Source organism: Halomonas sp. AOP25-F1-15, assembly GCF_052378675.1.
Classification (GTDB): domain Bacteria; phylum Pseudomonadota; class Gammaproteobacteria; order Pseudomonadales; family Halomonadaceae; genus Vreelandella; species Vreelandella casei.
In genome coordinates, this window is record NZ_JBQSXV010000004.1 from 419,010 (window position 1) to 432,405 (window position 13,396).

Here is a 13,396-nt window from a genome sequence, read left to right on the forward strand (position 1 = left end):
ATAAAACTTACCCATAAAAAAACCGGCCCTGCTTTTAAAGAGGGCCGGTTTTTTGTATTACACATACCATACTGCAACTTACGATATTGCAGCTTACGGTATTTAAACTTACGTTAGTTAAACCTAGCTATGCAGCAATGGAATCTTCACCCATTTTCAAGCGCAGCTTTTTCATGGCATTTTTTTCAAGCTGACGAATACGCTCTGCACTCACGCCGTAAACGCCGGCCAAATCATGCAGCGTTTCTTTATTTTCGGCTAACCAGCGGCGCTGCAAGATATCTCGCGAGCGATCGTCCAGCCCTTCCAACGCCAGTTGCAAACGACGCGTGGAGTCTTCTTCGAAATTGCTGTCTTCCAGCTGTGTTGCCGGGTCTGACGCAGCATCATCTAAAAAATGCACCGGCGCTTGATAAGCGCTGTCGTCATCGTCGCTCGGCGAGCCGTCAAACCCAGCGTCGTAAGAAGAAAGGCGGCCTTCCATATCGCGAACAATTTCAGGCTTAACGTCGAGATCTTTAGCAATAGCGGCGACTTCGTCGTTGTTCAACCATGCTAGGCGCTTCTTAGCGCTGCGCAAATTGAAAAACAGCTTACGCTGAGCCTTCGTCGTGGCGATTTTCACAATGCGCCAGTTACGCAGTACAAATTCGTGTATTTCAGCTTTGATCCAGTGCACCGCAAAAGAAACCAGCCGAACGCCGTGGTTGGGATCAAAACGCTTGACGGCTTTCATCAAGCCAACGTTACCTTCTTGAATTAGATCCGCTTGCGGCAACCCATAACCTGAATAACTGCGGGCAATGTGCACAACAAAGCGCAAATGCGACATAACTAAACGCCGAGCGGCTTCTAAATCGCCTTCATCGTGCAAACGATAGGCAAGCTCGCGCTCTTCATCGGCCGTTAATACCGAAATACCATTGACCGCGCGGATATAACCGCCCAGATCGCCGCCGGGTGAAAGCTGCCCCACCGGTAGAAGACTAGTGCTCATGTGCAGGTGGTCTCCCCTGTAAACCATCGTGGTTGACGTAGCACGCCTTAATTAACTTATACATTCAGACCCGATTGTGTGGATAAGGTTCAAAGCCTTTGCCACCCAACGGCATCATCTTGGACGAATACTTGAGAGATGGCGAGTCACCGCCAGCCAAGCGCCCAACCAGCCTAGTAGTGTACTGCAAGATAGCAGAATTGTAGAGCCTGTCACATCAAGTTGAGGCAAGGAGAAGCTCGCGCCGTAGCTTGCGGCCAGTGCCGCCACCGGCAGTGATAGCCAATGATTGCCCACGCCGAGTAGCCCCAGTGCTAACAGGCCGCCACCGACACCGTACCAAGCGCCACTATATAAAAATGGCCGCCGAACAAAAGCATGAGTAGCGCCAATCAGCATGACAACTTCAATTTCTCGGCGGCGGCTTTCTACGGACAAGCGAATAGTATTGCCAACCACCAGCAGCACCCCTAAACCGAACAGCGCTCCTAGCGCCAGGGCAACGCGCCGGCCAAGCTCGGCTAAGTTTCTGAGCCGCTCGACCCAGGCTAAATCGACTCGCACCTCATCAACGCCCGAAAGCGCTTCAAGCGTGTTAGCCAGCTGCTGCATGGCTGCAGGGTCAACGCTTTCTGGTCGCACTACGATGCTAATCGGCAGCGGATTATCGTCCAGGCCAGCCAGCGCATCATCAAGCCCCAGCGCCTGCTGAAATTCCACCATACCCTGGTCCGCGCTGATCAACTGTGTCTCAAGCACACTCCCCTCAGCATTGACGGCTTCTTCAATCCGCAGAGCCTGTGCGTCATCAGCGGCCAACTCTAGATACATCGTTAGCGTTGCGCTCTCATCAAGCTCCGCATCTAACAGGCGCGCGCTATCTAACGTTAGCCAGAGAGCGGCCGGCAGCACCAGCGCAATAGCAATGGCCAGCATTGTTAGTAGATTGCCAACCGGGTAGCGCACCAAGCGATAGAAGCTGTCTCCTGCCATGCTGCGGTGGTGACGACCCCAGGCCCGCAGGCGGCTTGAAAAGCGCGCCTGATGCGACCTGGCGCCTCGCTGCGAAGGTTTATTATCAGGTGCTTTGACGGGCGACCTGCGCGGCGTTTTTAACGCCGCTCCTTGGCGGCGCCTGGGAGTAGCCGATGGCTTCATAGCGCCCCCTCGTCGCCCACGAGACGACCGTCACTCAAGCGCAGAATACGATGACGCAGTCGTGCAATCAGAGCGAGGTCGTGGCTAGCAATCATGACAGTGGTGCCGATGCGATTAAAATCCTCGAACAGCGCCATGATATCCGCCGAAAGCTGAGGGTCTAAGTTACCCGTTGGCTCGTCCGCCAGCAGCAGCGCGGGCTTATTGACCACGGCGCGGGCAATGCCCACCCGCTGCTGCTCACCGCCAGACAGCTCTATCGGCAGCGCTTTCTCACGGTGCAATAACCCCACCTTATCTAGCGCCGCACGCACTCGACGAGCGGTTTCGCGGGATTCAATCCCTTGGATATCCAGCGGCAGCGAGACGTTGTGAAAAATACTGCGGTCAAAGAGCAGCTGGTGGTCCTGAAAGACGACGCCAATTTGGCGGCGATAAAACGGCACCTGACTGGCATGCAGCTGGGCAATATCGTGACCGGCCACTATGACACGCCCGCGACTGGGCTTTTCAAGACGCATGATTAAGCGCAACAGTGAACTCTTACCCGCGCCGGAATGGCCGGTAAGAAATACCATTTCACCTCGACCGACACGAAAATTGAGGTGCGCTAGCGCTTCAAAACGGCCGCCATAGCGCTTTCCCACATGCTCAAAAGCGATCATGCGCTGACATCATCCTCTTGACGGTCAAACAGCGCATGCACAAAATCACTGGCCTCAAAGGGGCGAAGATCATCAATGCCCTCCCCCACGCCAATAAAGCGAATCGGCGTTCCTAGCTGCTTAGCCAGCGCGAAAATAATGCCGCCCTTGGCGGTGCCATCCAGCTTGGTCAAGGTGATACCGCTGATAGGCACGGCATCGTTAAAGGTACTGGCCTGAGAAATAGCGTTTTGCCCAGTTCCCGCATCGAGTACTAGCATCACCTCATGAGGGGCGCTGGTATCTAGTTTCTGCATCACCCGGTGGACTTTTTTCAGCTCTTCCATCAGGTGGCTTTTGTTATGTAGCCGGCCGGCGGTGTCGGCAATCAGCACATCGACACCGCGTGCTTTGGCAGCAGCTACCGCGTCATAAATAACCGAAGCGCTATCGGCACCGGTATGCTGGGCAATCACCGGCACGCGGTTACGGTCGCCCCATACTTTGAGCTGTTCAACGGCGGCGGCGCGGAAGGTATCGCCAGCCGCCAACATGACGCTTTTACCTTCACGCTGAAAACGCTGAGTCAGCTTACCTATAGTGGTCGTTTTACCCACGCCGTTAACGCCGACGACTAAAATAACAAACGGCCCGTTGCCCTCTTGATTGCGCGAGCGTTTTTCAATCACAAGAGGTTTGGCGACCGGCTCCAGCATAGTGGTCAGCTCTTCTTGCAAACCACGGTAGAGTGCTTCGGGATTATTGAGCTCTTTGCGCGAGACGCGCGCTTCCAGGCGCCCAATGATCTCTGTCGTTGCTTCAATGCCGACATCGGCCAGCAACAGCTGCGTTTCTAAGTCTTCTAATAGCTCGTCATCGATCTGTTTTTTACCTAAAAACAGATCGGCGATGCCGTCGGTCAAATTAGCGCGGGTTTTGCCCAGGCCTGATTTAATCCGCGCAAACCAGCCTTTTTTGTCACTTTTTTCCGCCCCTGGCTTTTCCTGCAAAACAGCAGGGGGAGCGATTGGCTCTGGCTCTGGCTCTGGCTCTGGCTCTGGCTCTGGCTCTGGCTCTGGCTCTGGCTCTGGCTCTGGCTCTGGCTCTGGCTCTGGCTCTGGCTCTGGCTCTGGCTCTGGCAAAGTATCCGGTGCTTGCGGGGCCTCTTCAACAGGCTCAGGAGGAAGTGCGGGCTCAATTTCCACCTCATCAGCCTGCTCTTGGGTCTGCTCTTTTAACCGCTGCTCTTCTTCTTGAGGCGTCTGCTGTGGATCTTGCTTATTTTTACGCTTAAAAAAACCAAACATGAGTGCTACCCGACAAAAATAGTGAACATTAAGGTTATGCTAACACCGTAACCCAAGACTTTGGATAACTAGCCCGCTACAATCCGCTTCATGACACGACAACGCTCCTCACGCTCACCCACTTCTCGCCGCGCACCTGCTCAGCAGGTTGGCAAGCTGCGCATTATTGGCGGAGAATTTCGCCGCCGCCAGCTACCGGTGTTAGACAGCCCTGGCCTGCGCCCAACCCCAGACCGCGTGCGTGAAACGTTGTTCAACTGGCTAGGCCAACAGTTTTACGGCCAAGCGGTGTTGGATCTGTTCGCAGGCACCGGCGCACTGGGTATTGAAGCGCTGTCACGCGGCGCTGCGTGTGTCGACTTTGTCGAGCGCGACCCGCGCGTATCTGCGCAGCTGTCGGCGAATCTTACCCTGCTTAATATTACCGCAAGCGCAGTACATGTTAACGATGTGCAGGCGTATCTAACGCGAGCGGCAAAGCCGTATTCGCTGGCATTTCTAGACCCGCCCTTTCACCAGCAGTTAGCCGCAGCGTGCTGCCACGCGCTAGAAAACGGTGGCTGGCTAGCCAGTGAGGCAATGATTTACCTCGAAACCGAGACGTCGCTGGCGCCGGACGTGCCTATTAACTGGCAGTTACACCGCGAAACCCAGGCCGGCGAAAGCACCGCACGGCTTTACCAACGTCAATTGCCGTAAACAGCGCTTGCCGCCACGCGGCAGCGGCGTTACGCTCGCCTCATTCGTCCCTATTAGCAAGCACGGCGCTTGTTTCTGGGTACTTATTTTTTGTTAGTTACTTTTTTTGGTGCTCGTTTTTACTCTATGGAGACATGCATGAGCCTGGAACTATTTAATCAGCTTGAACAGAAAGTCACCGATACCGTTGACGCTCTAGAAATGATGAAAATGGAAAATGAAGAGCTGCGCAGTGAAAATGCCAAGTTCAAAGAAGAGCGTGAAGAATGGGAGCGTCGTCTCAACAGCCTGTTAAGCAAATTCGACAGCCAAGATAACGCCAGCGCGTCCTAAACGGCGCATTGGCACGCGACTAAAGCACTCGAGACAGCAATAGCGCGTCCTCACGCCCGGCGGGGCCCTCAACCGCTGGGCAGCTTGGATAGTAGCCCTTTCGTCGCCCGTCTTCGCTAAACCCGCTGCGCTGATAGAGCCGGATAGCGCTAAGATTGCCAACGCGAACTTCCAGCAACAGCCGCTCGCTAGACCATCCTTGAGCTGTCGTTAAGACGGCGCCCATTAGCGCGTCACCCGCGCCCTGTCGACGACACACCGGCAATACGCCTATCGCCTGTAGCTCAGCGTCAAACAGCAGTTGCACCACAATGGCATAGCCTACTAGCGCCTTCTGATGCCATAGGCCCAACACACAGGTTTGCTGACAGCTAAGCGCGGCCTGCAGCTGTGAAGCGCTAATGCCGCTTCGCGCCTGATCCTCCAGCGCGGTGAGTAATGCTAAATCGTCGACCCTCAACTCAGTGATCATCAGCCGCCTGAGGAGTGTCCGCAGGGCTAACCGATGCCCATTGCTGGCCCAACAGCTGAAGCTCAGGCCAAAGATCACGCTTATTGTTCGTATTGTCGAGCAGTGAAGCCAGCGCAGGCCCCTGCCATACCGGCAGCGAAAGCGTATGGCTCTGCCCATCGGCCACGTTTAAGACGCGATCCAAGGTGCCTTGATCGGCGCCTAGCGCTCCCCACCATAGTAGCTGCTCTAATTGCCATCCTTGACGATTTACGCGGCCGGCGACAAAGGCCGCCAAGCCTTCACGGGCTTCATCCAGAGGGTCTTCAACGGCAAAGGCGTTGGTCATCTGCGGCCAAGTAAAGTGCGTGATACTTGGCGCGACGCTGGGCTGAATACCCGCCGCATAGAGTAGATTGATCAATAGCTGCTGCTCTGAGGTGCTCATTTCACCTGCGTGCAGCACCAGCCAACGCCCGTCAACACACAGGCAGGAAAGTGAAAATGCGAGCGGCTTAGCGGGCGCTGCATCAGGCGCAGCAACAGCCTCTGCGGGCTGAGAATCTGGCAGCGCTGCTGGAACCGGCGGTTCGCCCGCGTGCTTGGCTTGCCCGGGTTGATCGTTGGTCAGCAGAGCGCGAATCGCGGAGGGCGAAGCGGTTACATCGCCTGGCACTGATAACTCGGGCGCCGCTCGCCTTGGCGCCGGGGCATCATCCAACAACGCCTGCAGGCGCTCACGAGGCGGCGTCGGAGCGGGCGCAGACTCCTCCCACTCACAGGCCTCGGTGGGCAGTGCATTCGGTAGCTGATATTTAGCGGCCCAGGCCGTAATGCCCATAGCATCAAGGTAGTGCCGCCGAATAACTTCTTGTGTCACTTTTCGCCGCCATGGCAGTTCGGTGAGTTCGGACGTTCGCCGCCCCGGGCCTGCCACTCGCTGGCGGTATAAAGATGTAATGCCAGCGCGTGAACCGGGCCAGAAAGCTCATCAGCCAACAGCGCATAGATCTGCTGATGGCGCTTCACCGGCATCATGCCGCTGAAAAGTTCGCTAACCAGCGTCACCTTGAAATGAGTTTCAGAGTTAGCGGGCACGTTGTGCATGTGGCTTTCGTTCTCAACCTGCAGCACGTCAGGCGCTAATGCCGTTAACTTCTGCTCAATTTGTGTCTGCAGCGTCATGTCATTTCTCCTAGAGATCAGAAACCGTTTCATTGTACCCGCTTAGTGACCCGCCGACGATGCCCGACGGGCGTGTAACGCGCGGCGAGCCAGCGGCATACGTGCCACGCTTGCCAGTAATGCCAGCAGCGTCGTTGCGGCCCCTAGCCATAGCGTTACCTGAACCGGCCAACCCAGCGCCAGCGCAGCCCCCACTATCGCCACGCCAAATGACTGGCCAACGGTACGCGTCGTGCTCATCACGCCTGACACATTCGAGCTGCGCTCTAATGGCAGGCTGCCCATCATTTCGCGATTATTGGGCGGCTGGAACAGTCCAAACCCTATCCCACATAGCGCGGTGCGCCACAGGCTGCCCGCCACTCCGGTTGATTCATCCACTAATGCCAGTGCAATCAGGCCAACAATTAATAGTCCTAGCCCCGTGCTCGACAGCACGCTGGGGTTAATCCGGTCCGCTAAACGCCCTGCAATCGGCCCCACCAACATGATGGCAAGCGGCCAAGGCGTGAATAGCCATGCGGTTTCCAGCGGCGTAAACCCCATCTGTTCTTGGTAGAAAAAAGACAGCGCTACAAACGTCAGCCCTTGGCCAATAAACGCTAGCCCAGAGGCCGACACCGCTAGCGTAAAGCGCATCTCAGAAAAGACGCTAAGCGGCAGCAGCGGGTAAGGTGCGCGGCGCTGACGAATAATAAATCCGCCGCAAGCCAGCACTGCCAGCAGCGCCCAGCCAGCGCTTTGCCAAATCGGCACGGCGTGGCCTACGGCGTCCATGGCGATAAATAGACTGGCCAGCATCACCATGGAAAGCAGCGCGCCGGCCACATCAAAGCTGCCTTTACGCGGCTTTTCGCGGGGCAGCGCGCGGCTCGCTAGCCAGAAAGAGCACATGCCCAGCGGAACATTTAATGCAAACAGCCAAGGCCAGTCGGCGAAAGATAAAATCACTCCGCTCAGCGTAGGCCCCGCGGCGTAGCCACCCGCGACCACTAACGCGCTGAGGCCAAGCGCACTGCCGAGCAAGCGCGAAGGAAAAATCGCCCGATAGAGCGATGGGCCTATCGACAATGTCGCCGCGGCGCCTAGCCCCTGGCAGGCACGAAAAACAAGCAGCGTTTCCAAATTACGCGACAGCGCCGCCCCTAACGAGGCCGCAACAAAGATCCCTATTCCGAATAGATACAGCCGGCGGCGAGTAACTAGCTCACTAATGCCTGCAAAGACGAGCAGAAAAGCGGCGCAGACTACCTGAAAAAGATTGGTAATCCACACCGCACGCGAAGCGGGCACATCTAAATCGGCGGCAATGGTCGGCAGCGCCAAGTTAATCATCGTGGTATCGACCACCGCCATTAAGGTACCGGTGACCAGCGCCAGCACCGCCAGAGCGCGCTCAGGGCCTGGCAGGCCATCGTCTCCGGGGCGGCTTTCAAACAATCGCATAGCGAAGTTCCTAGAGGAGCGTTCCTTAACGAAACGGCTAAAACAACACAGTTTTTAGAATCATAGTTTTTAGAAACACAGCATTTAGAAGCACAGTATTTAGAAACAAAGAAACCGGCCTTAGCCGGTTTCAAAGTGCGCCAATACTAGGCTCTGCCTCAAACGTCGGCGAGTAAGGATTAGGCCTAGCGCAGCGCGTTTTAAAGCGCCTATACCGTTCGAATGCTACGCCTACTCACTATCTAACAGCAGCGCGTCATCTACTTCTGATATTTCAAGCGCGGTTTCATCATCAAGATCAATCGCTAGATAGCTGTGCTCGACGCGCACAAATTCTTGAAACAGCGCCCAATCGAGTTTATCCGGCCACTGGCCCTCATCCTCTTCCCACGCGCGCAGCTCCGTTTCGAGAATGTCCACGTAGCGGTCGCGCACAAACGTTTCCAGCGCTTCCGGCGTATCCATCTCAGGAATCAGGTAAATGGTACTTTCACGTTCGACGTCGTCCAAGGTCAGGTCGTCGTCTCCCATGGTGGGTTCCAGCGCGTTGATCCAGTCCACAAAGGGCTGGGTCGGCCTGACGCTCAATGCGGAGCGGTTAAGCAGTTTCATGGGATTCTCCTCGCCGTCGAAACGTTGACCATTATGGGCGCTATAACGCGCCCTTACCAACTTTTCATCCGCTATAGAATTTGTTTAGTCCACTTCAGGGCGCATTGCAGGGAATAGCAGCACGTCACGGATAGAGGGACTGTCGGTAAATAGCATGACGAGACGGTCGATACCAATGCCCTCGCCTGCGGTAGGCGGCATACCATACTCCAACGCGCGGATGTAATCGGCGTCGTAATACATTGCCTCCAAGTCACCTGCGTCTTTTTCCGCTGACTGGGCGCGGAAACGCTCGGCCTGGTCTTCGGCGTCGTTGAGCTCCGAAAATCCGTTGGCGATTTCTCGGCCACCAACAAAGAACTCAAAACGATCGGTAACGAAAGGGTTAGCATCATTACGCCGCGCCAGCGGGCTGACTTCAGCCGGATACTCGATAATAAACGTCGGCCGATCGAGTTTGTGCTCAGCGACTTCTTCAAAGATCTCTGTTTGCACCTTACCCAGGCCCCAGCTCTCTTTGACCTTGATACCGAGCTTCTCAGCAGCCGCTCGCGCAGCCTCTAGTGAATCTAAATCGCTGTCAGCAATGCCGTCGCCGTGATCCAAAATCGCCTGACGCAGCGTCAAACGATCAAACGGCTGCCCAAAATCATAGCTAGTGCCCTGATATTCAATCACCGCGCTGCCCAGCACTTCTTCGGCTGCCGTGCGCAACATCGCTTCGGTCATATCGATCAGGTCGCGATAATCCGCGTACGCCCAGTAGAATTCCACCATGGTGAATTCTGGATTGTGGCGCGTCGACAGACCTTCATTGCGAAAATTGCGGTTAATCTCGAAGACTTTTTCAAAACCGCCCACCACTAAGCGTTTGAGATAAAGCTCCGGCGCAATACGCAGATACATGTCGATATCCAGCGCATTATGGTGCGTGATGAAAGGACGCGCTGCGGCACCGCCAGGAATCGGCTGCAGCATGGGCGTTTCTACTTCCATAAAGCCGCGCGTTTCAAAGAAGCGACGCATGGAGCTGATCACCGCGGCACGGGTTTCAAACACCTTACGCGACTGCGGATTCATAATCAGATCCACATAGCGCTGGCGGTAGCGGGCCTCCATATCAGTCAAGCCGTGAAACTTATCTGGCAGCGGACGCAGGCTCTTCGTCAGTAGCTGGGCCTCTTTCATCATGACGTACAAATCGCCCTTACCGGACTTGTGCACGGGCCCGCGAGCGGCCACGATGTCACCAATATCCCAGCTTTTAATATCGTCTAGCACATCAGCGGGCAGGCCTTTTTTATCCACATACAGCTGGATTTGTCCGGCCACGTCCTGAATAACGATAAACGGCCCGCGCTGACGCATGACTCGCCCCGCCACCGAGGCGTGATGATCAAGCCCCTCAAGATCCGCCTTTTCTTTATCGCCCAGCTTATTTTGCAGCTCGACGGTTAAGCTATCGCGGCGAAAATCATTTGGAAACGCACTCTTACCCTGCTCGGCGGCCAGTTCACGACGCGCGGCAAGCTTGGCCCGGCGCTCGGCGATCAGATGATTTTCCTGGTGTTCAGAGCCATGTGTTTCAGAGCCATGCTGCTCAGACGCGTCTTGGTTAGCCATGTGGCACCCTGTTGATAATCAAACCGTTAAAAAATTACAAACCCTGCTTGAGACTAGCGACGATAAACTGATCAATATCCCCGTCGAGCACCTTATCGCAGTTGCTGGACTGCACGCTGGTACGCAAATCTTTGATGCGCTGATCGTCAAGCACGTAAGAGCGAATCTGGCTACCCCAGCCGATATCCGCTTTTGAATCCTCGGCTTCCTGCTTGGCTGCATTGCGCTTTTGCATTTCGTGTTCCCACAGCCGTGCTTTCAGCTGCTTCATAGCAAAGTCGCGGTTAGCGTGCTGGCTACGCTGCCCTTGGCAGGCCACGACGATGCCGGTTGGCTCGTGAGTGATCCGTACCGCAGAATCGGTGGTGTTAACGTGCTGCCCGCCGGCGCCGCTAGAGCGATAGGTATCAACGCGCAGATCCGAGGGATTAATCTCAACCTCGAAGCTGTCGTCAATTTCCGGCGATAAAAAGACCGATGCAAAGGAAGTATGCCGGCGGCCGCCTGAGTCGAACGGGCTTTTGCGCACTAAACGATGCACGCCAGTTTCTGTACGCAGCCAGCCAAACGCATAATCGCCCTGGATATGTACCGTTGCCGACTTAATACCGGCCACTTCACCGGCAGAAATTTCGCTGATATCGGCTTTAAAGCCGTGGCTTTCCGCCCAGCGCAGGTACATGCGCAGCAAAATATTCGCCCAGTCCTGCGCTTCGGTGCCGCCAGAGCCAGACTGAATATCCAGATAGGCGTTATTTTGATCCATATCACCAGAAAACATGCGCCGGAACTCAAGCTTTTCAAGCGCAGCCTGCAGGCTGTCTAGCTCTTTGCGCACTTCATCAACCGTGCCTTCGTCGTCCTCCATTTCAGCCAACTCTAGCAGGTCTCGGCTATCGCCTAAGCCCTGGTCGAGATCATCAATGGTGGCCACAATGGCCTCAAGAGAGGCGCGCTCTTTGCCCAGTTTCTGCGCATAGGCCGGATCGTTCCAGACATTGGGGTCTTCCAGTTCGCGGGTGACCTCTTCTAGCCGATCTTGCTTTTCGGCATAGTCAAAGATACCCCCTAAGAACGTCTGTCCGCTCAGACAGGTCCTTGATCTGGTTATGAATCGGGTTGGTTTCCAACATGGGATTGCCCTAGCGTGGTCTGCATCGGATCGTACAGAGGTGTATCGATCAGAAAAGCGCATAGTGTAACGAAAGCCGACCCGCCCCGCATCCAATGGCCAGCGTCAGGGCAATAAAAAACCCGGCGTGCGCCGGGTTTCGATAAGGCTTAGCCTTCTCTGTGGCTTAAAAGCGATAGGTCAGCTGAGCGCCAAAGCCATGGGCTTCGTTTTTGTAGTCTGCCGAATAATTCGCTCCACCGATGGCCGCGCCCCCCGTGGCAGCGCTGGCTAGCAGGTCATTACGCTCCTGCTCCACAAAAGTGCCGCGCTCAGTCAGGTAAGAGTACGCAAAGTCTAGCGTCATGTCAGGCGTTGGGCTCCAACCTGCCCCCAGCGAGAAGATACGCCGATCATCCGAAGGAATACGTACGCTGCGGTCTTCATCATTGGTCGGCGTAAAGTCCAGTGACACCCCTGCACGCAACGCCAAGGTAGGCGTTAGCTGATATTCACCGCCGGTGGCAAATGCCCATGCGTTTGAATAATTTTGTGGCTCTTGAGTGATTTGGTCGCCCTGACTGCCTCTGACCAAAATCTCATCAAATTGACTCCAGCGCACCCATGAAGCGCCAAACATCAACTTAAGACGATCCGTCATCTGCTGCGTCAGCGAGAGGTTAACCGTCTCAGGCGTGGTTAGATTGAGGCTTGCTGAATCAGCACGCACCACGTTACCCATAGGATCGGTCGCACTAAAACTGCCTTCCAAGTTGTAATCTACTTTTGAGCGGTAAGTCAGACCCAGCGTCGTTTCAGCTACCGGGCGATAAATAACGCCTAAGTTATAACCCCACGCCTCGTCGTCACCCTCAACGCGCGAATCGATATCGCCAGCGGCATCAAAAGCGGGGCTTGAGGGCAACTGGCGGCGCAGCTCGCCTTCTACCCGGTTATAAGTAACACCAGCGCCGACCGCCCATTGATCGTTAAAGCGATAAGACACCGTCGGCTGGGCACTGACTACCGTCACTTCGGTGTAATCACCAAAGTAGCGGCCTTGGAAGTCATCTTCATACTCGGTTTTAGAGCCAAACGGCGCGTACACCCCAAACCCAAACGCTAGCTGATCAGTAACGGGCTGTGCATAGAAGGCAAAGGGAATGAAAGTACCCGGCACCATATCGCCATCGTTACCGCCGGGAATACTGCCCAGAGGAATTTGATTGCCATTAGGCGCACCGCCGAGGGCAACGCCGGAGTCGATATTACGGGTAGCCTCCACATTTGAAAGATCCGTATTTACATTTAAATAGGTTCCACCCACGGTGATTTGGGCACGATCTAAAAATGACATGCCCGCCGGGTTGCCATAAACAATAGAGGCATCGTTGATGTTAGAACTGCGCCCAGCATGGCCGTAACCCTGCCCGCTTACGCTCTGTTCGTTGATTTGATACCCGCCCGCGTGGGCTTGGCTGGCGAAGGCGGCTGTGATGGCAGCAGCCAGGGTGAGCTTATTAAATTTATTGCTCTTAACTTTATTATTCTTAAATGTATTGTTCATAGCGAGCCTCTCTTCCCAATGATCCGATGGATACAGACGATCCAACTTCGTTATTTTTTACATGACTGTTTTCTCGCAACTACGCTAAAGGATCAAGAGTAAACGAGCGTTTTATTTCATTTTTCGCTTATACATTAGTCGTACGATCGTTTTAAATCAGTGTTTTAGTTATTTTCACTCATTCACTAAGCCTAGCTTGACCTGTGTGTTACCCATAGGTTTTACACTTAAAAGCATGATGCAATCCAACGATTCGCTTATTA

14 protein-coding genes are annotated in these 13,396 nt (G+C 54.9%); 2 read left to right on the plus strand and 12 right to left on the minus strand.

Annotation, left to right across the window (positions count from 1 at the left end; all coding sequences use genetic code 11):
- Positions 1 to 127: 127 nt before the first annotated feature.
- The 4 genes from rpoH to ftsY form a co-directional block, all read right to left on the minus strand.
- Positions 128 to 997 carry an RNA polymerase sigma factor RpoH gene (rpoH, locus tag ACT3TF_RS10280; protein ID WP_441684021.1) on the minus strand — a complete coding sequence of 290 codons (870 nt, stop codon included), beginning with the start codon at positions 995 to 997 and terminating at the stop codon, positions 128 to 130.
- A 114-nt stretch (positions 998 to 1,111) separates the two neighbouring features.
- Positions 1,112 to 2,155: a permease-like cell division protein FtsX gene (ftsX, locus tag ACT3TF_RS10285; RefSeq protein WP_441684023.1), complete on the minus strand. Its 1,044-nt coding sequence runs from the start codon at positions 2,153 to 2,155 to the stop codon at positions 1,112 to 1,114.
- Complete coding sequence (gene ftsE / locus ACT3TF_RS10290; RefSeq protein WP_441672939.1) at positions 2,152 to 2,820, minus strand: cell division ATP-binding protein FtsE; 669 nt, start codon at positions 2,818 to 2,820, stop codon at positions 2,152 to 2,154. The genes ftsX and ftsE overlap by 4 nt, the downstream gene beginning before the upstream one ends.
- Positions 2,817 to 4,106 carry a signal recognition particle-docking protein FtsY gene (ftsY, locus tag ACT3TF_RS10295; protein WP_444672181.1) on the minus strand — a complete coding sequence of 430 codons (1,290 nt, stop codon included), beginning with the start codon at positions 4,104 to 4,106 and terminating at the stop codon, positions 2,817 to 2,819. Before ftsY ends, ftsE begins: the two co-directional genes overlap by 4 nt.
- A 90-nt stretch (positions 4,107 to 4,196) precedes the next feature.
- Between ftsY and rsmD the strand changes: the two genes are divergently transcribed.
- Together rsmD and zapB are read left to right on the plus strand one after the other, a co-directional pair.
- Positions 4,197 to 4,805, plus strand: a complete 609-nt coding sequence (gene rsmD / locus ACT3TF_RS10300; protein WP_096276026.1) for a 16S rRNA (guanine(966)-N(2))-methyltransferase RsmD — start codon at positions 4,197 to 4,199, stop codon at positions 4,803 to 4,805.
- Positions 4,806 to 4,943: 138 nt separating this feature from the next.
- Entirely contained in the window at positions 4,944 to 5,138 is a 195-nt protein-coding gene (zapB, locus tag ACT3TF_RS10305) for a cell division protein ZapB (protein ID WP_096276028.1), read from the plus strand.
- 19 nt (positions 5,139 to 5,157) lie between these two features.
- Here zapB and ACT3TF_RS10310 read toward each other — a convergent pair whose 3' ends face one another.
- From ACT3TF_RS10310 to ACT3TF_RS10345, 8 genes are all read right to left on the minus strand, one after another.
- Entirely contained in the window at positions 5,158 to 5,610 is a 453-nt protein-coding gene (locus tag ACT3TF_RS10310) for a GNAT family N-acetyltransferase (RefSeq protein ID WP_096276030.1), read from the minus strand.
- Entirely contained in the window at positions 5,600 to 6,469 is an 870-nt protein-coding gene (locus tag ACT3TF_RS10315) for a hypothetical protein (RefSeq protein ID WP_096276032.1), read from the minus strand. Before ACT3TF_RS10315 ends, ACT3TF_RS10310 begins: the two co-directional genes overlap by 11 nt.
- The gene (locus ACT3TF_RS10320; RefSeq protein WP_096276035.1) at positions 6,466 to 6,774 is read right to left on the minus strand and encodes a BolA family protein; all 309 of its coding nucleotides are present in this window, start codon (positions 6,772 to 6,774) and stop codon (positions 6,466 to 6,468) included. Before ACT3TF_RS10320 ends, ACT3TF_RS10315 begins: the two co-directional genes overlap by 4 nt.
- Positions 6,775 to 6,816: 42 nt before the next feature.
- Positions 6,817 to 8,220 (minus strand): MFS transporter, encoded by a 1,404-nt coding sequence (locus tag ACT3TF_RS10325; protein ID WP_096276037.1) that lies wholly within the window; start codon positions 8,218 to 8,220, stop codon positions 6,817 to 6,819.
- A gap of 231 nt (positions 8,221 to 8,451) precedes the next feature.
- Complete coding sequence (locus ACT3TF_RS10330) at positions 8,452 to 8,832, minus strand: hypothetical protein (protein ID WP_096276039.1); 381 nt, start codon at positions 8,830 to 8,832, stop codon at positions 8,452 to 8,454.
- A gap of 84 nt (positions 8,833 to 8,916) precedes the next feature.
- Positions 8,917 to 10,455: a lysine--tRNA ligase gene (gene lysS, locus ACT3TF_RS10335; protein WP_096276041.1), complete on the minus strand. Its 1,539-nt coding sequence runs from the start codon at positions 10,453 to 10,455 to the stop codon at positions 8,917 to 8,919.
- A 34-nt stretch (positions 10,456 to 10,489) separates the two neighbouring features.
- A protein-coding gene (gene prfB, locus ACT3TF_RS10340; RefSeq protein ID WP_096276043.1) for a peptide chain release factor 2 occupies positions 10,490 to 11,588 on the minus strand; the annotation gives its coding sequence in 2 pieces (ribosomal slippage) (positions 10,490 to 11,512 and positions 11,514 to 11,588; 1,098 coding nt in all).
- Between the two features lie 165 nt (positions 11,589 to 11,753).
- Complete coding sequence (locus ACT3TF_RS10345) at positions 11,754 to 13,133, minus strand: OmpP1/FadL family transporter (RefSeq protein ID WP_096276045.1); 1,380 nt, start codon at positions 13,131 to 13,133, stop codon at positions 11,754 to 11,756.
- Between the last annotated feature and the right edge of the window lie 263 nt (positions 13,134 to 13,396).

What these genes read in the sequence shown, in the direction of transcription:
- ACT3TF_RS10330 (WP_096276039.1), bottom strand. Translation starts at nt 8,832, where the DNA reads ATGAAACTGCTTAACCGCTCCGCATTGAGCGTCAGGCCGACCCAGCCC.
- ACT3TF_RS10320 (WP_096276035.1), bottom strand. Translation starts at nt 6,774, where the DNA reads ATGACGCTGCAGACACAAATTGAGCAGAAGTTAACGGCATTAGCGCCT.
- rsmD (WP_096276026.1), top strand. Translation starts at nt 4,197, where the DNA reads ATGACACGACAACGCTCCTCACGCTCACCCACTTCTCGCCGCGCACCT.
- lysS (WP_096276041.1), bottom strand. Translation starts at nt 10,455, where the DNA reads ATGGCTAACCAAGACGCGTCTGAGCAGCATGGCTCTGAAACACATGGC.
- ACT3TF_RS10345 (WP_096276045.1), bottom strand. Translation starts at nt 13,133, where the DNA reads ATGAACAATACATTTAAGAATAATAAAGTTAAGAGCAATAAATTTAAT.
- ACT3TF_RS10310 (WP_096276030.1), bottom strand. Translation starts at nt 5,610, where the DNA reads ATGATCACTGAGTTGAGGGTCGACGATTTAGCATTACTCACCGCGCTG.
- ftsE (WP_441672939.1), bottom strand. Translation starts at nt 2,820, where the DNA reads ATGATCGCTTTTGAGCATGTGGGAAAGCGCTATGGCGGCCGTTTTGAA.
- ACT3TF_RS10325 (WP_096276037.1), bottom strand. Translation starts at nt 8,220, where the DNA reads ATGCGATTGTTTGAAAGCCGCCCCGGAGACGATGGCCTGCCAGGCCCT.
- ftsX (WP_441684023.1), bottom strand. Translation starts at nt 2,155, where the DNA reads ATGAAGCCATCGGCTACTCCCAGGCGCCGCCAAGGAGCGGCGTTAAAA.
- rpoH (WP_441684021.1), bottom strand. Translation starts at nt 997, where the DNA reads ATGAGCACTAGTCTTCTACCGGTGGGGCAGCTTTCACCCGGCGGCGAT.
- zapB (WP_096276028.1), top strand. Translation starts at nt 4,944, where the DNA reads ATGAGCCTGGAACTATTTAATCAGCTTGAACAGAAAGTCACCGATACC.
- ftsY (WP_444672181.1), bottom strand. Translation starts at nt 4,106, where the DNA reads ATGTTTGGTTTTTTTAAGCGTAAAAATAAGCAAGATCCACAGCAGACG.